This window comes from Anaerosporobacter faecicola, assembly GCF_012070565.1.
In the GTDB taxonomy this organism is placed as follows: domain Bacteria; phylum Bacillota; class Clostridia; order Lachnospirales; family Lachnospiraceae; genus Anaerosporobacter; species Anaerosporobacter faecicola.
This window is the reverse complement of record NZ_JAAQRO010000009.1, coordinates 252848-277465: the sequence shown is the minus strand read 5'-3', so window position 1 is coordinate 277465 and position 24618 is coordinate 252848. Positions and strand designations below refer to the sequence as shown.

At 36.7% G+C, this 24618-nt stretch carries 8 protein-coding genes; 7 read left to right on the top strand and 1 reads right to left on the bottom strand.

What is annotated here, in order from left to right; all coding sequences use genetic code 11:
- The first annotated feature begins 25 nt into the window (after positions 1–25).
- The 7 genes from HBB17_RS05965 (at position 26) to deoC (ending at position 22290) form a co-directional block, all read left to right on the top strand.
- A complete protein-coding gene (locus HBB17_RS05965; RefSeq protein ID WP_167956552.1) occupies positions 26–9979 on the top strand; it encodes a non-ribosomal peptide synthetase in 9954 nt (3317 codons plus the stop codon).
- Positions 9980–10051: 72 nt separating this feature from the next.
- Positions 10052–15805, top strand: a complete 5754-nt coding sequence (locus tag HBB17_RS05960) for a non-ribosomal peptide synthetase (protein ID WP_167956551.1) — start codon at positions 10052–10054, stop codon at positions 15803–15805.
- A complete protein-coding gene (locus HBB17_RS05955; protein WP_167956550.1) occupies positions 15798–17087 on the top strand; it encodes an MFS transporter in 1290 nt (429 codons plus the stop codon). The genes HBB17_RS05960 and HBB17_RS05955 overlap by 8 nt, the downstream gene beginning before the upstream one ends.
- A 47-nt stretch (positions 17088–17134) precedes the next feature.
- Complete coding sequence (locus tag HBB17_RS05950) at positions 17135–18196, top strand: DUF1611 domain-containing protein (RefSeq protein ID WP_167956549.1); 1062 nt, start codon at positions 17135–17137, stop codon at positions 18194–18196.
- Positions 18197–18432: 236 nt separating this feature from the next.
- Positions 18433–20598, top strand: coding sequence for an alpha-amylase family glycosyl hydrolase (locus HBB17_RS05945; protein ID WP_167956548.1), 2166 nt, complete (start codon positions 18433–18435; stop codon positions 20596–20598).
- A 266-nt stretch (positions 20599–20864) separates the two neighbouring features.
- Positions 20865–21605: a GntR family transcriptional regulator gene (locus HBB17_RS05940; protein WP_167956547.1), complete on the top strand. Its 741-nt coding sequence runs from the start codon at positions 20865–20867 to the stop codon at positions 21603–21605.
- Positions 21583–22290, top strand: a complete 708-nt coding sequence (gene deoC, locus HBB17_RS05935) for a deoxyribose-phosphate aldolase (protein ID WP_167956546.1) — start codon at positions 21583–21585, stop codon at positions 22288–22290. Before HBB17_RS05940 ends, deoC begins: the two co-directional genes overlap by 23 nt.
- A gap of 130 nt (positions 22291–22420) precedes the next feature.
- Here the strand turns inward: deoC and HBB17_RS05930 are convergent, their stop codons facing one another.
- Positions 22421–23476 carry an NAD(P)-dependent alcohol dehydrogenase gene (locus HBB17_RS05930; RefSeq protein ID WP_167956545.1) on the bottom strand — a complete coding sequence of 352 codons (1056 nt, stop codon included), beginning with the start codon at positions 23474–23476 and terminating at the stop codon, positions 22421–22423.
- Positions 23477–24618: the final 1142 nt, after the last annotated feature.

Sequence of the window (24618 nt, the reverse complement as noted above, 5' to 3'; positions counted from 1 at the left end):
GTCAGAAAGGAGATAGGTGCGTTCGATGATAAATGAAGATAATTTAAGTAGGTGCTTACTATCTGCTAGCACCAAAGAGAAAGGAATTACATTCATTAAAGAAGATGGGATTGATGAGTATATCTCCTACAAACAGGTTTATGTAAGAGCAAAAGAACTCTTATACAGCTTGCGTAATCGTGGAATCAGTGCTGATAATGAAGTTATTCTGCAAATTGATGATCATGCAGATTTTATCTATCTTTTCTGGGCTTGTATTCTTGGTGGAATCGTCCCTGTTCCTCTCCATGTTGGGGTAAACCGAGAGCAAAGGAACCAATTGACACAGGTATTTTCTACACTAAAAAAACCGAAGATCATTACAAGTCATAAAATTTATGAAGAGCTATATATGAAGGAGTGTCATGGATTATCTTTGCCTGACAGAAACAATATGATGCAAGAAACCCTGCTTTTTGAAGAACTTATTGAAGAACTTCCAATCAAACAACCTTCTCAACATACCATACAGGTAATGGATGAAGCAGGGAAAAGGAGTAAAGCTACCGATCTAGCATACATTCAATTTTCCTCTGGTTCCACAGGAAATCCAAAAGGAATTATGATATCACATAAGAATGTACTTACTAACATAGAAGCAATTATCAAACGGGTGCAATGTGAAGACTCGGATTCCGTATTGAATTGGTTACCAATCACCCATAGTTTTTCTTTAGTTGTGGGACATCTTGCCGCAATCTATCGTGGGATTAATCAATATATTATGCCTACAATGGTATTCTTGAAAAATCCGGCAATGTGGCTCGAAAAAGCAAATGAATACAAGAATACAATGTTAATTTCACCGAATTTTGGCTTCCATCACTTTTTACAATTCATGAAGAAGCAATCATCATACTGTTGGGACCTTTCTTGTATCAAGATTATTGCAACAGGCGGAGAACCCATCGATCCTACGCTATGTAAGGAATTCGTTACCTTACTTTTGCCGTATAGTCTTTCTAAAGATTGTATCTGGCCAAGTTATGGCATGTCAGAAGCAACGGTAGCAATCACTGCGCCAATGATGAATGACCCTTTAAGAGTCTTTCATCTTGATCGAAATCATGTATCCTGTGGTGATCTGGTAAGTGAGGTACCGGAAGAAAATGAGAAAGATGGAATGACGATCGTGTCAGTCGGTTATCCTTATGATGCATGTTATGTTCGAATCTGTGATATGGAGGATAACATACTAGAAGAAGATCATATTGGTCACATCCAAATCAAAGGTGCCAATATAACAACCGGCTACTATGAAAATCAACAGGCAAATCACGAAACATTTACGACTGATGGATGGTTACGAACGGGTGATTTGGGATTTTTCCATAAGAAAGCACTCTGTATAACTGGACGAGCCAAAGAGATACTTTTCATCAATGGACAAAATTATTATCCTATGGATCTAGAACGATTGATCAAGGAGCTTCCCGAGGTTTCAAATGATGATTTTGTTGTGTGTGGAGCATGGAATGCTTGTAAACAAAAAGAAGAGATTCTTGTATTTGCATGTACCAAGGAGCCGAATGCCCAATTTGCAAAAAAGGCAACTCTAATACAAACGCATCTTGCACATTCTACAGGGCTAGAATTACCAATTGTTATTCCTATATCAGAATTTCCAAAAGCCAGTAGTGGGAAGATTCAACGATATAAGTTAGTTGAAGCATATCAGAAAGGGCAGTTTAATCAAGTTCTCACTTTACTTCAAACAATCTCTATGAAAGCAACTACTAATCCATATAAAGCAGCAAAAACAGACATGGAACGACAATTGAAATTAATCTGGGAAGATATACTACACATGTCGAATATTAGTATTGACCAAGGATTCTTTGAATTAGGTGGAGATTCCTTAAAAGCGGCAGCAGTAATCAATCAAATCAACCAAGTACTGTTTCTTGATCTCTCTCTTCAAGATCTATTCACTTATACAACAATTGAACAGCTGGCAAACTATCTGTCACATTTACCTCGGAAGGATCATGACAGCAGGCACAGTCTAATAGCAGCTGAACCTGCCGATTATTATCCTTTGTCAGCTGCACAAAAAAGACTATATACACTTCATTCTCTTCAAGAGCATGATATTGCTTATCATATCACGCAGGTTATTGCGTTAAAAGGTCAGATTAAACCTGCTCGAGTTCGATGTTGTTTTGAAGAATTAATAAGAAGACATGAGGCTCTCCGTACCCATTTTGTCTGCATTCAAGGAGAAGTAGTACAAAAAATTGATAAGGCAGGTACTATTTCATTCACCTATCTTGATGCTCCTATAGAAAATCTTGATGCATTCATTGAAGACCATATCGTTCCGTTTGATCTGAGTTGTGCACCTTTATTTCGTGTTCTTCTTATTAAAACAAGCGACGATCTCTATTATTTGGTCTTTGATATCCATCATATTATTGCCGATGGCATATCCATCAGTATTCTATTAAAAGAATTTATTCAGCTTTATCAAGGAAGCATCCTTCCGTCCTTAGCCTATACGTACAAAGATTATGCAGTATGGCAAGTGAAGGAGCAAAACTCGAAACGATTGCAAAAGCAAAAGATATACTGGTTGCAGCAGCTAAAATCCCCAGTACCTGTTATGGCTTTACCATATGATCATAAGCGTCCTTCCATACAACGTTTTGAAGGAAGGACAAAACAATTTGTAATTCAAAAATCCCTGTGCAAACAACTTATGAACTATGCCAAAGATACCCATACAACACTCTATATGGTACTTCTTAGCGCATTTACTCTATGCCTACATAAGTACACCGGACAGGAAGAACTTATCATCGGAACGGTTACATCTGGACGTACGATGGAACAAGTTCATTCGATCGTTGGTATGTTTGTTAATACGATTGCATTACGAAGCCAGCTTTCCATGAGCAAAAGTGTGCGAGACTATGTATTACAGATGAAAGAACGCTCGATTGAAGCATTCGATCATAGTGATTATCAGTTTGAACAATTACTAGATGATCTGAACTTATCACGGGATTTGAGTAGAAATCCATTATTCGATGTGATGTTTGTTATGGAAAATATGGAGCTTCCACAAACGTCTTGTGAAGAATTCTCATGGGAAACATATGATTACCTTCCACTAGGGACGAAATTAGATTTGTCGATGCGTGTCCAGGAGAGGGATGGAGCAATCATTGGATTTCTTCAATACAGCTCTGTTTTGTTTGAAGAACGTACGATGGAACGATTTATCGGCTATTATCTTACAACACTAACCGAATTATTGAAACATGATACAAAACCATGTTCGAATCTTTCTATTATTCCACTTGAAGAACAACGGAAAATCAGCTCACTATTTTCCCACACGAAAATTATACCTCGCCAAGCGATAACCGTATCTCAAGTATTTGAACAACAAGTTCGTAAGACACCAAACCGTATTGCCATTGTTGATGATTCTCAGACATTGACCTATTCTGCATTAAACGAAAAAGCGAATGCATTAGCTCGAACCTTAATTCAACAGGGAGTAAAACCGAATACAATCGTTGCCTTGCTAATGGAGCGAACCGTTGATATGGCAATTGGAATCCTTGGGATTCTAAAAGCAGGAGGTGCTTATCTTCCGATTGATCCAAAGTATCCAACAGAGCGAATCAACTATTTATTAGAAAACAGTGCTGCAACGACTTTAGTTATTGGTCAGGGACTTAATCTTGTCTCGATCTATACAGGAACCGTTCTTTCCATCGAACAAGCAATACAGAATGCAACGGATACTAGTAATCCCACGCCAATTGCTACCTCTACCGATCTCGCTTATGTTATCTATACCTCAGGTAGTACAGGCAAACCAAAGGGTGTAGCGATTGAACACCATAGTTTGCTAAATTATCTTACTTGGTTTATAGATAAAGCCAAGATAACGAAGAGGGATAAAACCATACTATTATCTTCTTATGCATTTGATCTTGGATATACTAGTTTATATTCTGCATTACTAAGTGGTGGTGAGTTGCACATTGTATCACAGGATATGATTCTTGATCCAGAATGTTTACTTAACTATATCACCACTAAGAAGATTACGTATCTGAAGATGACCCCTTCCCTATTTCATATGCTTGTTCATGCAGAACATTTCCAAAGCTCAGGTATAGGGGATACCCTGCGTTATCTTGTACTTGGCGGAGAGACAATTCAGGTAACAGATCTTGTAACGTATCACCAACTGTATCCTACAACTGCAATCATGAATCATTATGGACCTACCGAATGTACAATAGGCTGTATAGCTACAGTAATCGATCTAGAACACCTACAAGAATACGCAGAACACCCTGTGATTGGTTATCCGATTGATAATATGCAAGTAATGATCGTAGACGAACAGAAATGTCCTGTTGGAATTGGACAAACTGGTGAACTTTACATAAGTGGCCCTGGATTAGCAAGAGGCTACCTCAACCGAGAAGATCTAAACCAACAACGTTTTCTGAATCTTCCTGCTTTCCAACAAGAATCGATGCGTTTCTATAAGACAGGCGATCTTGGACGCTTTCTTGATAATGGAAGCATTCAATTCTTAGGGAGGGTAGATAACCAAATTAAAGTGAGAGGATATCGTGTGGAATTAGGGGAAATAGAAGCCATTCTGTCAACTTATCCGCATGTAAAAAAAGTAGCTGTACTTGATCTAGATGATGAAAATGGTAACAAAGAGATCTGTGCTTATTATGAATCAACGGAGAAGCTTTCTGCTTTTGACTTGAGAGCATTCCTAGCAACGAGACTACCTGCATATATGTTGCCAGCATATTTTGTTCCGGTAGAGGAGATTCCATTAACATTCAATGGAAAAATTAATCGAACAGCATTACCAAAACCAACAGAAAAAATGGTTCTAGATTGGAAAGAAGATTCCCCACAAACAGATACAGAAAAAGAATTGTCCAACATATGGTGTGAAATTCTTAAGTTACAGCATGTTGGAATTCATCAAAACTTCTTTGAAATTGGCGGACATTCCTTGCGGGCAACGGTTCTACGTACGAAAATCCACAAACAATTCCACGTAGAACTGCGTATCAAAGATATCTTCCAACATCCAACGATCAAAGAACTTAGTCGTTGTATAGAACAACAACAGACACAAACAAAAACACAAACAGACCTTACCATTCCCTGTGTAGCAGCACAACCATATTATCCAATGTCTTCTGCACAAAAAAGAATCTATGTTCATTCACAACTTGAACCAGAATCTCTCCATTATAATATGCCCGCTGCATTCTCAATAAAAGGCCCCCTTGATCTCCAACGATTACAAACTTCTATTGAAAAAATAGTGAATCGCCATGAGATTTTCCGTACAACATTCCATTTGATCAAGGGAGAGTATGTACAACAGATTCATCCATTTTCTGAAGTATCTCTTAACATGAAGCAAGTGTGGAAACAAAAGGAATGCCATAATCTTTCCCTTGATGAGAGAAGGAAAGCATTTATTCAACCATTTTCTCTGGATTGTTTCCCATTATTCCGTTTCCAGATCATAGAGGAAGACAAGGAACAATATATCTTGTTATTGGATATGCACCACATAATCTTTGATGGTGTTTCCATTGCTATATTCATACAAGAATTAGGTACCTACTATAATGGAGAAACGTTACCACCATTAACCGTACAGTACAAAGATTATGCAACATGGCAACTTAGCAGGCTTACCAGCAAAGAGGGTATAAAGCAGAAACAGTTCTGGTTGCAGGTATACGAACAAGAACCTTCTCAACAAACGTTACCACTGGATTACAAACGACCAGCGACTGCCAATTACGAAGGAAGCAGTCTGCATTTCCAGATTAATGCTTCGATGACTCAGGCGCTTCATGCATTCAATCATAAGACCAAAACAACCATGTTTATGCTCTTGTATGGTGCTTTCAGCATTCTGTTATCAAAGTATTCTACACAAGAAGACATCATCATTGGAACCGCCGAAGCGGGTAGAAATCATTCTGCACTAGGTAATTTGATTGGTGTATTTATCAATACCCTTCCTATACGAACAAATCCCTGTGGTGAATTGACACTATCCGCTTATATGGAAGACATTCGTCGTGTCTGTATTGAAGCATTTAGTAATTCCGAGTATCCATTTGACCAATTACTAGATTCCTTGAAAACAATACATAAGATGGGACAAACTCCATTATTTCGTACAATGTTCTTATTGGAAAATGTAGAAAATGCTCCAATCAACCTGCAAAATCTTATAATCCAACCAATGAAGCTTGAGGATACCACGTCCAAATTCGATCTTATGCTTGTTGCTGAAGAAATCGATGATCATATGACCTTTACCTTCAAATATGCGACGCGTCTTTTCAAGCGATCTACGATTGAACGAATGAAAGAAAGTTATCTATGTATTTTACAAGCATTTATTAACAACAGTGAAAGAACGATTGCTGAAATTGAATATCTGCCATCTAGTGACAAATCCTTACTGCAAAAGACTTGGAATGTACCATCATGTTCGTTCCCAACTGAGAAAAACATCGTTACAATTTTCATGGAACAAGTAGCGAAAAAACCAGAAAGAATTGCCGTTGTCTGTGAAGGTAAACAGCTTACCTATGGTGAGTTGAATCAAAAGGCAGATTGTATTGCTTATCTGTTAAGACAAAAGGGTGTACATAAGGATTCCATTGTAGGCATTCTACTTGATCGTTCTGTTGATATGATTCTTGCAATTCTAGGTATATTGAAAGCCGGAGCTGCCTATTTACCAATCGATGTTTCCTATCCAGCGAATCGAATCCAATACATGTTAGTAGACAGCAAAGCAGTAACTGTACTAACGTATGAATGCTTCGTAAACAAGCTACCATTCATCAATGATTTTATCTGTTTAGAACGCAATGAACTTTATCAATCGAAGCAGAAAGTAGAGGTTATTGACATAGGGCCATCCGATCTCGCTTATGTTATCTACACCTCTGGAACAACTGGTAAACCAAAAGGAGTTATGTTGGAGCATCATTCCGTTGTAAATCTTGTTTATGCACTTAACGAAGCTATATACCAGCCATATCCAGAGCACTTACATATTGCATTACTTGCTCCTTATATATTTGATGCGTCTGTGAAACAGATTTTTGTGTCGCTCTTGTTTGGACATACATTACATATTCTACCAGAAGAAGCTAGGATGGATGGCGAAATCCTTTTGCGCTACTATTTGGAACATGGTATTCAGATTTCAGATGGAACACCAATTCATCTACGAATCTTATCGGAGTGCAAAAGAGAACAGCTTGAACAATTACCAGTACAATGTTTTTTAATTGGTGGAGAAGCGTTACCTTCCAATGTTGTTACCCATTTCTATAAAAACTGTGGCGAAAGAGCGAATGATATCACTATTGTAAATGTATATGGTCCTACAGAATGTTGTGTCGATGCGACAACTTATCCCATTACAACGAGAAACCAGGAGGAAGAAGTGGTAATTGGGCAGCCACTATCCAATATAAAGGTATATGTAATGGATTCGTATCAGAAGCTTGTACCAATCGGTGTCCCTGGTGAACTCTATCTATCTGGGGAAGGGGTAGCAAGGGGATATCTTAATCAAAGAGAATTGACAGAAGAAAAATTTGTAGAAAATCCTTTCCAGAAAGGAACCGTAATGTATCGAACAGGAGATCGTGTGCAATGGACAGAAGCAGGAACCCTTCGCTATCTTGGAAGAATCGATCAACAAGTGAAGATTCGAGGTTTTCGAATAGAACTTGGAGAGATTGAAAAACAATTATTACGAGTACAAGGAGTGAAAGACGCAGTTGTTATAGCCAGGGAAGAAGGGGATTGTTCCTACCTATGTGCATATATAACTTCCAAAGAAGAGATACCAACCGATACCCTTCGTATGCAGTTGTCCAAGGATTTACCTCCTTATATGATACCATCGTATTTTGTAAGACTTGAGCAGATGCCAATCACGCATAATGGTAAAGTAGACCGAAAGAATCTACCGATACCTGACCAATCCAATACCATCGTACAAGAAGAGATTGCTGCAACAGAAGATTCTCTACAAGAAACACTGGTACAGGTGTGGCAGGAGGTACTTGGTATTCCACATATAGGAATCAACCAAAATTACTATTCGCTCGGAGGAGATTCTATTAAAGCTATACAGATCAGTGCAAGGTTGCGAGAGAAGAATCTAAAAGTCACCATTCGCGATCTGTTACAGCACCAAACCATCAAAGAGCTAAGTCCCTATATTACACCTACAGCGCGAATAGCTGATCAGAATTCTATTCAAGGTAACGTATCACTGACACCAATACAGAAGTCTTTCTTTGCTTGCCAATATGCGGTAAAAAACCATTATAATCAATCCGTTATGTTGTACCGAAAAGAAGGTTTTGATTTTCAAATGGTTTCTGTTTGCTTTCAAAAACTACTTGTCCACCATGATGCTCTACGAATGCACTTTATGGAAGAGATGGGTGTAATCTTGCCTGCAGATTCCCTGCAAGAAAAGTTAAAATTGGAGAATTTCATACAAGAGAATTCGAAACAAGGGAATTCCAAACAAAATGATTCTAATCAAACGCATCTCGAACAAGATAACGAATTCTTTACATTGGAGTGGTTTGATTGTATGGCCGAAACTGGAACAACCATAGAGGAAATTCTGCTTCAGAAAGCCAATGCGTTACAGCGAGATCTGGACATTGAAAAGGGACCTCTAATCAAACTTGGTTTATTCCATACGAATAAGGGGGATCATCTATTAATCGTCATTCACCATCTACTTATTGATGGCGTATCCTGGCGTATCTTACTTGAGGATTTTGCAACAACATATAGCATGCTATTAGCTGGCAAGGAGGTTGCTCTACCAGTAAAAACAGATTCATACCTTTATTGGTCAGAACAACTTCAACGATACGCACAGTCAACACAACTCTTATCACAACGTACGTATTGGGAAACCGTTGTTAAACAGGGTAAATACCAATTCGGTTTTCATGTCGATGACGTAAATCAGAATACTATGCATAAATCCGCTTATTTGTACGCAAATACTGATCAACCGCAACTGAATCAGATCGATCAAAACAAGATGTGTCCAGATCCGATAGACATAGAATCTAAAAAATTAGTTCAAAAGCTAACATCATATGAGATAACAGATCGATGTCTTGATCCAATTCATACCAAACAACTGCTGTATCAAACGAATCTCGCCTATCATACAGAGATCAATGATATTCTTCTCGCGGCACTGGTTAGAACAGAAAAAAACATTGGCAGAAGTGGTAAACTCTATCTCTATCTGGAAGGACATGGACGAGAAGCCATTACAGAAGATATGGATGTTACACGAACTATTGGTTGGTTTACCGCTAAGTATCCTGTATTTCTCGACATATCGCAATGTACGGATTTGCGTAGTGAAATAATGAGCGTGAAAGAAACGCTACATCGTATTCCAACAAAAGGAATCGGCTATTCCGTCTTACGTTACCACTCGTTGTCTGAGGATAAGGACCAATTGAAGGATTTATGTCCTGAGCCAGAAATCTGTTTTAATTACTTAGGACAATTTGAACAGCCAAAGGAGGAAGGAATCTTCACAATATCGCATTATTCTACGGGCGATTCCATCAGTAGAGATAACAAACTTCCTTATACCTTAGCAATTGGAGGTAGCATCCTAGGGGAGAAATTGCAGATGACATTCACCTATGATACGGCTCGATTTGATAAAGACTTGATTGAACATCTTGCTAATCATTATATGGAAAACTTAATCGAAATAATTAAACACTGTCTTACGAAACAAGAGTATGAATATACACCAAGTGACTATGATGATGATACACTTTCTGTTCATGAACTTGATGATCTGAATGAACTACTTACTGAAATAGAAGTTTAATCCCATGTTAGATGTATTCGTTAAAGCGAAACACAGCATAGGATAACATTTGATACCAGGGAGGAATTGAACATGGCAAAAGGAGCAAAGATACAAAATATATATCCATTAACGCCTATGCAACAAGGTATGCTTTTTCATTCCTTGTATAATAAGAAATCCAAAGCATATTTTCAACAACTGTATTTTACTATAGAAGCAGATCTTAATATGGATGTATTTGAGAATAGTGTAAATACACTAATTGAACGGTACGATGCTTTTCGAACAATCTTTGTCTACGAAAAAGTGGAGGAACCCAAACAAGTTGTTTTAGAAAAACGTACCCTAAAAGTTGTATATGAGGATATTTCCCAATGGGATGATGTAGAAAAGAATTGTTATCTCGAAAACTATAAAAATACGGATTTTAGCAAAGGATTTGACCTGACAAAAGATTTGTTAATGCGTGTTGCTGTATTCCGTATTGCACCAAGAGAATACCAGATCATCTGGAGCCACCACCATATTATCATGGACGGTTGGTGTCTGGGCGTTGTACTTAAGGAGTTCATTCAAACGTATCAAGCCAAGAAAGTTGGAAAAGAAGGTATACTCCCTCACGTCTTTCAATATGTTGATTACATCAATTGGCTTGGAAAACAAGATCATACCATGGCTTTGCAATATTGGAGAACGTATCTTGCTGGATACGAGGACGAGGTGTATCTACCAACTCGTTCCGATAGAAGTACCGATTCGTATGAAAAGGGAGAGAATACATTTTCTCTCGATCAAGAGACGTCAACTACCTTACAAATGTTATGTAAAAAAACGAATGTTACCTTAAACAATGTTTTTCAGGCAGTATGGGCCATTCTATTACAACGATACAGTAATACGGATGATGTTGTTTTTGGAGCTGTTGTTTCTGGAAGAAATGCACCTGTTAATGGGATTGAACATATGGTTGGATTATTCATTAACACAATACCGATTCGAGTAACCTGTAACGATACCACATCATTTGTTCATTTGTTAGAATCGATACGTGATAACTACAATCAGTCCATAAGATACGATTTTCTTTCTCTTGCCAAGATACAAAATGTAAGCCCAAAGAAACAAGACCTCATAAAAAGTTTAATGATCTTTGAAAACTATCCTATGAGTGATTATACGTCAAATGATACCTATCGAATCAAAGAAGCACATTCCTTCGAACAAACGAATTATGACCTAAATCTTGTAATCAAACCAGCAGATGAAATCAGTATAAAGATCAAATATAACAAGATGCAATATGATCCCGCCAGTATAGAGGGTATGAAATCACACCTACTTGCTATTCTACATAAGATCAGTTATCAACCAGAATGCTTACTCAAAGAGATTAGTCTCTTATCTATACAAGAGCACGAACAATTGTTCGATACGCAAACTTCTCACATTCATGTTGTGCAAAAGGAGGCCATACCAACCTTGTTCACACAGCAAGTAAGAAAAGCACCGGATCAAATTGCCGTGATTTTCAATGACAAACAGATTACTTATGGAGAATTACAGAAACAAACGGATCAGGTTTCATATGAATTGCGAAAATTGGGCGTTAAAAGAGAGAGCTGTGTTGCAATGATTACGGAACGTTCCCTTGAAATGATTATTGGTATCTTTGCCATTATAAAAGCAGGTGGAGCATATGTTCCAATTGACCCTTCTTATCCCAAGGAACGTATTCAATATATGTTACAGGATTGCAATGCTAACGTTCTCTTAACAAATGTAGATGTACAAGATTTGCATTACCAAGGACAGGTTCTAGATTTACGAGAAATCTCTCCATCCTGTGAAATCTCATTAACGAAAGAAAACTCGTCATCAGCGGATGATCTTGCCTATGTAATCTATACTTCAGGAACAACGGGAAAACCAAAAGGCGTTATGATTCAACAGGAGAGTGTGATCAATCTTGTAAAGAATATTGATGAGAAGATTTATAAGAAGCTTCCAAACCTTCGTATAGCTTTACTTGCTCCATATGTTTTTGATGCCTCTATTAAACAAATCTTCCCTGCGCTTCTCACAGGACAGACTCTTGTAATCGTGCCAGAAGAAGAACGGATGAATGGTGAAAAACTTGTAGCATATTATTGCAAACATCACGTATCCATATCAGATGGAACACCTGCACATTTGAGTATATTAAAAGAGGTGTTACAGTCATCAAAGCAACAGTTACCCGTACGTCAATTTCTCATTGGCGGTGAAGAACTGACCATTGACCTTGTTCGTGAATTCTTTTCTGTATACGATAGAGATGATTTAACCATCACCAATGTGTATGGACCTACCGAATGCTGTGATGTTGCTACTATGTTTACGGTCAATGCGCATACCATCAATCAATATATGAAAATCCCGATTGGCCACCCACTTAATCAGGTACAGGTCTATCTGTTGGATAAGAATCAAAACCCTGTTCCTTATGAGATACCAGGGGAAATCTATATTGCAGGGGATGGTGTTGGTAGAGGATATCTTGGTCAAATAGACAAAACACAGGAACGCTTCAGCCCTGATCCATTTGTAACAGATGGAACCATGTATCGAACCGGTGATTTAGGAAGACGGTTACGAACTGGTGAAATTGAATACTTGGGAAGGGCCGATGAACAAGTAAAGATTAGAGGGTATCGAATTGAATTAGAAGAGGTTGCAAACCAGATCAGAGAAGTAACGCAAAAAGAGGTTGCCGTACTAAGTGGAACACATAAAACAGGAAGTAAATTCCTTATTGCATTTATTAAGACAACAGAAAACATCTCTAGTGAGATATTGAAACAAAGCTTATCCCGTACGTTGCCATATTACATGATTCCAACCTATATACATAGTATCAATGAATTTCCAATTACCCATAACGGAAAAATAGACAAAAAACGATTACTTGAACAATTTACTTTAAATGACCAAACAACTTCCATACAAAATAACACGATTTCACAGGAACCAGTTGAAGGAGAAGTGCTTCTTACACCAATACAGAAGAATTTTTTCGAAAGAGATTTACAACACAAAGAACATTGGAACCAGGGAATCTGTCTCTATCGTAAAGAAGGCTTTGAAGTAGCAATAGTAACCAAGGTTTTTGATTACTTAACTAAACATCATGATGCATTACGAATGCACTACGAGGAGCGAAACGAAACAATAGTACAATACAATGCAGGTATAAATGAAAAAGCATTCCACCTTTTAGAATATACTTGTACGGAGCAGGAAAAGGCATATGCTCAAATCAAACAGATTGCAAATGAATTACAAAATAGCATCCATCTAGCAGCAGGTCCCCTAGTACAACTCGGTTTATTCCATACGAGTAGTGGTGACCACCTGCTGATCCTTGTTCATCACCTCGTCATTGACGGCGTATCATGGCGTATCTTATTAGAGGATTTTGTTTTGGGATATACACAATTATTACAAAAAGAAGCAATCTGTTTACCACTGAAAACAACCTCTTTTAAAGAATGGGCAGAACAATTACAGCAGTATTCCAATACAGAAATTATACGAACCGAATATTCTTACTGGAAGAGTATGCTGCAAGTACCTACGGAATCCATCTCTGGAGATTATCCAGTAACGACTAGACAATTCAAAGATATCCGTACGGAAGACTTACTTTTTACAACAGAAGAAACGAATGCCTTGTTAAAGCGGATTCATTCTGCATATGGAACACAAACAGAAGAAATCTTACTGGCAATCCTTAGTTTGACCATGAAGGAATGGAAGGGAGTTACCAAGCTTCTTATTAATATGGAAGGTCACGGTCGTGAAGAAATCCGAATGGATAACCAAAACAGTCCAAATATCAAAAGAACAATTGGGTGGTTCACTACCTTTTATCCACTAATTATATCCAGTATGCATGCCAATACCTTGGCAGAGCATATCAAAGAGATTCAAACAAGCCTAAGGAATGTTCCGAACAAAGGAATTGGGTATGGACTGCTTCGTTATCAATCAAATCTCACGGATACAGAGAAAGAACAATTGTTCTGCAGACCAGAAATAAACTTTAATTATCTTGGGCAATTTACAGAGGAGGTGGAGAACGAAGCCTTTACTTTATCCGATGCCCCAATTGGTTCCTGTGTCAATGAGCAAGATCAAACGGGATATGTTCTTAATATCATTGCCAAAGTTGTTCACCATCAGTTAGCCATTTCCATCAAATTCTGTAACAATGAGTTCACTACAGATTCGATCCATGAATGGCAAGCAATCTTTTATAAAAATGCAATTGCGTTAATGAAGCATTGTATGGAACAACATACGCAAAACAAAGGGGAAGAAAACCAAGTTACACCAAGGAATCAGATCGAGCAAGATCTAGTTCACATATGGGAACGTGTCCTACAGACAGAATCCATTGGAATCTACGATGACTTCTTCCAGTTAGGAGGCGATTCCATCAGTGCAATCAAGATTCTTTCCAAGGCAAATAATCAAAAGATCCCGATCTCCGTTAAGGCAATTCTAGAATATCGAACGATTGCAAATATTTTGTCACATTGTATGCCAGAACTATATGCACAGACAACAGGGCAGCAGGAGAGTGCAACAACAAGACAACTGGATATTTCGTTAGCAGAGCAGACTGACCGAAGATATAATATCGACTTTCATGTTACGGAAGAATATCCAAGTTATTATGGTTGTATGACAGGTGTCATCTTAGAGAAGTTGAAACATGAACGAAATATTTTCCTCGAACGAAGTTTCCTAGCAGTCGGTGGTGGTAAATCGAATCTAACCTATGGTCATGTTAATAATAGAGGTTGCCATATGAAACTACAATATCGAGAGTTACCAACAGAGCTGCTACCAGAACAGGATACAATTTTCTCGACCCTACATGTAACAGAAACTGTAAAGTCTTTTCCAGACCTTGCAGCAGGGCTAGCGTATTGTGAGGAACATTTGCGAAGTCATGAATTGGTAATGATTTCTGGTACGACATACTATCTGAACTATACTCCGGATTATTGTATTGGAGAAGAAACTTGGCGAAAACGATTGGACGTACGTCCAGAGAATAACATAGCCGTTACAGAACAAAACAGTGGAAGAGCGCATACGTTCTTGTTGGTGGATATTCAAAATGATAGTTACTTAGTCTATGATACGACCTTTCATTATTATGGATGGATTCCAGCAGAAGACTTTCATAAGTCCTTTGCTGGCTTACGTGGAATGGACTTTATGAACGGAACCTATGCGCAGCAAACAAATCTGGCTTATGCGGTAACGGAATTGGATCTTCGTAAGATTAATCATGTAGACAATCAACAAATTGGCCTTGCTGTATTACAGAATACGATAACAACGAACTTGTCGAATAAGAGGGTTGATATACAGACCAAAGATAATGTATTTACCTTCTATGTTGGTATACGTGTATTCCGAGAAATAGCGGCTATAATTGAGGAAAATCCAACCTATCCAGAAGAACATAGAAAACTTCTACAAGACTGTTTTGGCTCTTGGAGGTATAAATTCTTATTCCTGCAAGAACTCTTAGAAGACCTTCAACACTATATGGTTCTTGCAGAAGAATGTTTGCCATATTGCAAGACATTTATTATGCAATGTGACCAGATCTGTGATAGATTAAAAACTAGTTTGAATAGTAAAACGTGTACTTTTTCAAAAAATTATGTATCCGACCTTTGTGACGAATTAGAACGCATCTACAAACAGCAAGATTCCTTCTTCCATACACTTCAGAGAATGGTAGACGAGAGCTTGTTACAGAAAGGAGATGGAACGAATGGCTAAGAAAACGGCTATAAATTATCGCCTAAACTGTATACTTTTGGTCTTTGGACGATTGGTATCGGAATTCGGATCTTCTGTTTTTGGATTTGCCCTAAGTCTATATGTATTAGATTTTACAAATTCCGCAGCTGCATTTTCCTTGGTGTTAAGTTTTTCAATCTTACCGAATATGTTCGTAAACCTAATTGCTGGCTCCTTTGTCGATAAACATGATAAGAAGAAAACGATTGTATATACGGATATTCTAAGTGGAATCGCGGTATTAACATTCATGCTTATGTTTCATTTGGATCCAAAAAGCATTCTTTTACTAATATCCTACAAAGTCATCTTAGCGATCACACAATCCTTTTTCGGTTTGGCGGTTAGTACATCCATTCCAAACATTGTTGGTGCGTCGAATACAGCACGCGTTAATTCTATCTCAGCAACGCTTGGATCACTGGTTAGTATACTAGGTCCGATCGTTGGTGCAATTGCTTACAAAACAATTGGGTTGCAGAACATATTCTTAATCGACGGAATTTCCTTTATACTCTCTGGTATCTCTGAAAGTTTCATCGTTTTTGAACCAAAGAAAGCCATTGAGAACAAAGAGCATTGTATGGAACAATCTTCAGAGAAAGAGAAAACAAATTACCTAAGTGGGATTAAGTTCGGATTCCAATACATTCTGAAAGATAAAACGACCTCATTTTTTATCTTTCTTGCATTGCTACTGAATATTGTCTTTTCCCCTTTGTCCGCTTTGATCATTCCGTATATTAACTATAATGTTCTTGAAGTTTCCGAAGTACAGCTATCCATTATTCAAGGTTCCTGGGCAGCAGGTGCAATCATCGGAGGATGCCTCATGTCCATTATGAAAAATACCTTTTTCATCATTAAACGTATCTTTCTCCTAGTCCAGGCACAAGCAATCGTATTGATCCTATTTTGCTTTCCAAATTTAAATATACCGTTATTTCAGTCCAAATGGGTAATCACATTCACATTTAGTTTTCTATTGATCCTCATAGGGGTATTAAATGTCATGCAGAATGTTCCCTTATATACCTATTTTCAACTAAGAGTAACCGAGCATCTACGTGGACGTGTGTTTGCTGTATTCAATATTACGATCATGCTCTCTAGCACCCTTGGTTTATGGATTTTCGGTTATATTTTGGACCATGTAGCCTGGGGCAATATTTTACTGGCATCTGGAATTATGATGTTTCTATTAGGTGGTGTTCTTAATCGAAATATGTATTTCAAACAATTTACAACTTCCATTGAATGAGTTTTGTCTATTAACGGAATCTAAAAAAAAGAAAGGTAGGTATTATTATGAAACAAGTTGCACTATATCCCTTTAACAAAATCTCACAAGGATTGATCCGCTTTCACGATCTATTGGATTTTCAAATTACATCGGTAATTGATTTTACGTTTCAAGTAGGAGAAGACGTGGGTACAATCATAAATCATCAGCCACTGGGAATTGTAGTTGAAGATGATTTGGAGAAAGCATTTACTCAGGTAGATACATTAATCTTAAACGATGGTGGTGCACCTATTCACCATTTTGCAAAACTCTATGAAACATGTAATCTAAGGGAAAAATGGAAGGACGTTTTACGAGCAGCCAAACAACGAGGTATTGAAATTATAAGTACACACGAGATTACCGATTCTCATCTATCCAAATGGTTACAGGAAGAACAAATTCATATTCATACATATACGCAGACAAAAGACCAATTACATCAATTTATGAAAGATAACCAGTTACTCCCATCAAATTATCCATCAAAGAAAATTGGAATCTATGGAACACGCTCCTGTATCGGAAAATTCACCGCACAGATGTACCTAATGAAAGCATTTCAAGAAAGTGGAAGGAAGGCACGCGCACTTATTACAGAACCAACAGCGGAATTATTCCATCAATATGATGTTGATCCCATTCGTTTCTTAGAATTGTTACCCGATCCGATCAAATATAACCAATACATGAAAGCAATTGTGAACCAATGCCAAAGGGAACATACCGAATATATCATTATGGCATCTCAACAAGGATTAGCCTTCAATGGAAAAGATAATATCTATGGAAATCTAATACGATTGTCGAATATGGTAGAATTTGATCCCGATCACATACTTCTAATCGTTGGATACGATGACGATGAAGCAATTAATGACTGTATGGAATTAATCCGAATCTATGGAGAAGGGAAAAAACCACTAGCATTCTTGCTTCCAGATAAGATTGAAATTGGCTATGGGCAATATGAAGAAAAAACAGAAGAGGAGCAACAACAGCGAAAACAGACTTTGATAGACAAATTCCATGTAGCAATTGTCGAATCAATTAAGGATATCAAACACATCCTACCATTTTTATAAATTGGTTCCATTCAACAGAATAATCCAGTATGATTTCTTTACTATAAAAAGCTAATTTTAGATAGTATTGATAGTAAATTTATGGTATCATTAATATGATGTAGTGAATATGAGTAGCCTGTCAAATACTTCAACTCTGCTTACAATTGAATACACAAGGATATATAATCATACATATGTAGCATATGAGATTTTTGCTAGGCAACTTCATAAATATTAACAGAAAAGGAGAACACATGAAAAAGATGTATTGTTTTAAAAAACAAACTCGCTTATTATTGATCCTGATTTTACTACTGGGAATGATTCTTCCACAAAAGCCTATTCTTGCTAATGAAAACACTGAAAAAAGTGACGATGCAAGTGTAACAAATACAGCTAGTTTTTGTACGGATGTCATGTATCGAATTGTAACAGATCGTTTCTTCGATGGGAATACAAAAAACAATCCAACCAATGAACTATTCGATAAGAAGGACTCCGGAAAATACCATGGCGGCGATTGGGCTGGTATCACCCAGAAGATCAAAGAAGGTTATTTCACTGGTATGGGAATCAGTGCATTATGGATTTCTTCTCCTGTCGAAAATATTACCTCTCTAGATCCCGTTACCAAGAATGCGGCATATCAAGGAACTTGGGCAAAAGATTATTTACGAACCAATCCTTACTTCGGATCAATTCAAGAGTTCAAAACGATGATTGATACTGCACATAAGGCAGATCTTAAGGTTGTTATTGATTTCTCACCAAATGCTACTTCTCAAGTTATGAGCAGTGACACAAGTGTGAAATTCCAAGAGGATGGTGCCCTTTATCGAGATGGTAAATTACTTGGTAGTTATAACAATGATTCCAGTGGATTGTTTAATCATGAGACAATTGCTGATCTAAAAACATATGAGAACGGAATCTATCATAGCATTAATGGTTTTGCTGATCTAAATCAACAGAATACTACCATTGATCAATATATGAAAGATGCGGCTAAAAAATGGTTGAACCTCGGAGTAGATGGTATTCATGTAGATTCCGTTGATAGCATGACGATGGGCTGGCAGAAAAACTGGTTAAGCAGTCTTTACGCTACAAAATCGGTCTATGTATTTGGTGATTGGTTTGAGTCTGGAACGTCTATAAATGATCCAAATCAAATCAATTTTGTGAATCACAGTGGGATGAGCACTGTGGATTATGCCTTTTCCAATGCGTTACGGAATGCGTTTGGTACTTCAACTGGAACAATGAAACAATTAAGTAGTGTTGTTCAAGTAACAGGATATAACTATGAAGAAGTAAATCAGCAAGTAACATTCCTAGAACATGATAAAACCAACCGTTTTATGAATCTAACAAAAGACAACCATTCCTTAGAAGCTGCATATGTTGTGCTCCTTACATCGAGAGGAATTCCTTCTGTATACTATGGATCCGAACAATATGTTGCTAATAAGAATACCATGACAGATATGCCTTGTTTTGATACAACAAGCAACGCTTACCAGATCATTGGTGCCTTAGCCTCATTAAGAAAGAGCAATCCTGCACTGGCATATGGAACTATGAAAGACTGTTGGGTAAATGACAATGTTTACATATATGAACGAAAGTTTGGAGATAATGTCGTAGTAACCGCTGTGAATAAGAGCAAAACTACGGATTATACCATTGCAAATATGCATACGAATCTTCCTGCAGGTGTTTATGAAGATGTTCTTCAAGGTAAATTGAATGGAGAAAAATTATACATTGCAGGCAATGGTAGTGCTTATTCTTTCCTATTGAAAGCAGGAGAGTCCGCCGTATGGCAATATACTGCTAAGCAGAATAATGAACCAATCATTGGTAATGTTGATCCTATGATTGGAATTACTGGTAATACCGTTACCATAACAGGAAGGGGATTTGGTACTCGCGAAGGAAGAGTTTTATTTAATGATTCGAAAGCAAGTATTGTATCATGGTCTGATTCCAAAATACGCGTTCTTATTCCAGATGTAAAAGCAGGTATGTACGATATTAAAGTAGAGAAATCAAACTATACAAAAAGTGAACCATACAAGAATTTTGAAGTGTTATCCGGTCCACAAGTATCCGTACGTTTCCGTGTGAACAAAGCAGATGGCTACACTAACAGTCAAGTCTATGTGGTAGGAAGCATACATGAATTAGGGGAATGGGATATGAAAAAAGCAATTGGACCATTCTTCTGTAATACGGATTCAATTGGTAAGTATCCAACCTGGTTCTATGATATTAATGTACCTTCTGGTACGGTTATTTCTTACATTTATTTCAAACTAGACAATAAAGGAAATACCATATGGGAAAGCGGTACGTATCATACAGTTGTAACGCCTGCAAAAGGAACGGAAACATTCGATTCCACATGGCAGAAGTAATTCTTTTATAATGATGGATTACTTTTAGAAATTTTAGAATTCAAGTTGTCAGAATGAGCATTTTGTTTTATAGTTAAGTTATCGATGATTGACTGTGTATTATAGATACGAATTCATCTATGATACACAGTTTTTATATATTAGGAAAGTCCTTCGACTTTCCTAATATATAACCCTCCGGGGGATGAGCACTCGCACATAAGGTAGATGTCTCTGAAGCTGACTGTGCTCGGCGCGGAGAACAAAGTATTTAGGAGAAATTACGTATGTCAAATAAATTACCATCTTATATGAAGGTTTACAAAGAATTGCAACAAGAAATAAGAAATGGGAAATACCAGATTGGAGATATGCTCCCTGTTGAAAGCGAATTAGAACAAATGTTTGGCGTTAGTAGAATCACCATTCGTAAAGCTGTAAAATTACTAGTTGAGGAGAAGTTGGTGGATGTAAAGCAAGGTAGAGGTACTTTGGTTTTGGACTTTAAACCAAAACAAAGTCTGAATCATGTCGTATCAGTAACAGAAACCCTACGGCAAAAAGGATATGATGTTCAAACACAGAGCATGTATATCGATATCATTCAAGCAAACTATGAAATTGCGGAAGCATTACAAATTCCCCTATCGGAGTATGTGGCACGATTTCAAAGGATACAACTTGCAGACGGAAAACCAATCGTTCTGATGAAAAACTATGTAGAAGCAAAAATGGTACCTGATGTAATCAAATATTCCAACAAATTTACTGCATTATATCAATTCCTCGAAGGAACTTATCAGATTCATATTGATGAAGCATCCGATACGATCTACGCGAAAAATGCAGAATTTGAAGAAGCGCAAATGTTGAATATTCCCGTAGGTGAAGCATTATTGTGTATTAAAAGAATCTGTTATCAAGATAATAAACCAGTTTGTTATGACAAAGTTAAGATTATTGGTAGTAAATATGAATTAAATACGAGTATGATGGGACGGTATCATGATGAAAAGAAAAACGAATAGAGACTACATAAGGAACCTAAATCGACATATGGATATTAGCTGTGTCCAAAGCATAGATCAAAAAGTAGATATTGATAAAATGATATTCTATGCCAAACAGTATCAGTTTATTACCGCATTTACATTACCTTGTTTTACACCTTATGTGAAAGAACATCTAAAGAATGAATCAGCAATTAAACTAGGTGGAGTTGTTGGATTTCCAACCGGTTGCGACAGTACAGCCTCTAAAATATATCAACTTCAGGAACTCATTCAACTTGGATGTCAAGAAATTGATATGGTTATGGCTTATAGTATGCTACAATCGGATTTTGATTCATATGTGTTTCATGATATGGAACAAGTGATCAAAGCAGCTGGAACGACACCTGTTAAAGTTATTATTGAAGCACCCCTTCTGACAGATATACAGTTAGAAAAAGCGTGTAACATGGCTATAGAAGCTGGTGCTTCTTTTATTAAAAGTAGTACTGGGTGGATTGCAAAACCAACAACAACGGAAGTAATTCGCAAAATGGCAGCAAACATAAAAGGACAAGTACCAATAAAAGCTGCTGGTGGAATTCGCTCTCTTGAAACAGTAAAGGAAATGTTAGATCTTGGTTGTGAACGCTTTGGTGTAAGTGTCAACTCCGCTGTAAAAATCATAGAAGAAGCAAAAAAAGAAGTAGGAGAGAACTGATTCCCCTACTTCTTTTTTTAGTACTTCCTTTTCAGATCTATTACATGAACTTACTTTTGTTATTCGTCAAACATGATAATACTAATGTTTCGTTGTAATAACTTATCGTTGATAAAATATCATTTCATGATTAAATAATAACAACTGGTTTAATTAAGTCCTTTGGCTTATCCTTCATCAACATTAAAGCTTCCTCAACTTTGTCAAAACCATTGAAGGTATGCGTAATTAATTTGCTTGTATCGAGTTTCTTTGTCTCAATAAGTGATGCTAATTTCTCCATTCTTAATCGTCCACCTGGCATTAGTCCGCCGGCAATCGTTTTATGTGACATACCGCATCCCCATTCAACACGAGGTATATTGATATAATCACCTTCACCAAGATAATTAACATTACCAATACGTCCACCTGGCTTTAACGTATGAATTGCTTGATTGATTGTATTCACGTCACCACCAGCAATTACGATACGATCAACACCTTTTCCATTAGTCTTATCCATAATTTGTTCTACAATATCACCTTCACGGTAATTAATGATATCTGTAGCACCATATTCTTTCGCAATCTGAATACAATTTGGTCTAGAACCAACAGCGTAAATATAAGAAGCACCACGTAAAGCACAACCCGCAACAGCCATTAGCCCAACAGGTCCGATACCAATAACAGCAACACGATCACCAAATTGAACATCTGCTAATTCAACACCATGGAATCCAGTTGGAACCATATCACATAACATTGTTGCAGCTGCTAAATCTATTCCAGCTGGTAGAAGAGCAAGATTCGCATCTGCTTCATTAACATGGAAGTATTCACCGAATACACCATCTTTGAAATTAGAGAATTTCCAACCAGCTAACATTCCACCTGAATGCATTGAGTATCCAGCTTGTGCTTCAAGAGATCCCCAATCAGGAGTAATAGCAGGAACAATAACTTTATCACCAACCTTAAATTCTTTCACTAAAGAACCGACTTCAACAACTTCTCCAATTGCTTCATGTCCTAAGATCATATTGTGTCGATTTCCTAGAGCTCCAGCCCAAACAGTATGTACATCAGACGTACATGGTGAAATAGCAATTGGTTTACAAATCGCATCTAATGGTCCACATTGTGGAGTTTCTTTATTAACCCAGCCAACTTTACCAATTTCTAACATTGCAAAACCCTTCATACGTAAATCCTCCTTAGAATAAAAGATTGTTAAATGATTATCATATTATGATAATAGCACATAATCTTTATATAATCAATTTATATTTATAAATATGTTGCACAAATTATTTGTATACAAATTGTATATTATGTATATTTTGTTTATATATCGATGTATCAACAGAGATTTTTTATGAAACAAAACATTGTCAGGGAAATATATTTCCTTGCAAAATGCGTATATACACGTGTTTTTATAGCAAATAAATAGACAAAAATCGTTACAAAATAATCTATATATAACGAATAATCATTGTTTTTGTCATTAATGTTATATATTCATCAATGTTAACGATTAATTCAAATACATATAGATATGATTTATAGATCATAACATAAACGTATAACATAATATAAATCATTTGGTTTATGAATTATGTTATGAGAAAATAACGGATTCTTGCAAAACGATGATTTAGTAGATTCATTGACATAATAATAATCTATTAATTAAAGAATACATAAAAATCTATAAAGAATTATCTAATTGCTAAGATTAATCCATATTAAACGAAAAACAAACTGTTTATAAAGGAAATTCAGTCATTTAATCACAAAAAAAGCCTGAAAACAGGGGAACAACCAGGGAATACTATATGTACTGATTTTGTGGTTTTTTTACCTGTTTTATTTCGTTAAACCTGAGTTTAGCGAATAGTTTGTGAAAGCCTTAAGACAATTATCATAACAAAAAATGTTATAAAAACACTATCTTCCAGTGTCCAAACATATTATTTATCCAGTAAAAATTAAATGTTATGGACTTTTTTCGTATTCTGATCCGTAATTTCTACAAACTTCATCCCAATCATTCAAAATTATGTTTCCGTTAACGTAATCATATATATCAGTTTTATAGTCTCATAAGGAACATTTATAATAATGATTTCTTTTTTAAATCCATATCAATATAGAATTCATTTGATACTGTACGTAATACCTATAAATATTTTACTTAATTCTTTTGATTTATATGGTTACCATATGTTCAATACATAATTTGTCGAATCGTATGATACAACAACGTTCCTTAACAATTCATCAAAATAAATTGAAGAAAAAGTTCGGAAGGTAAAATAGAATAAAAAAAGAAAGCCTCTA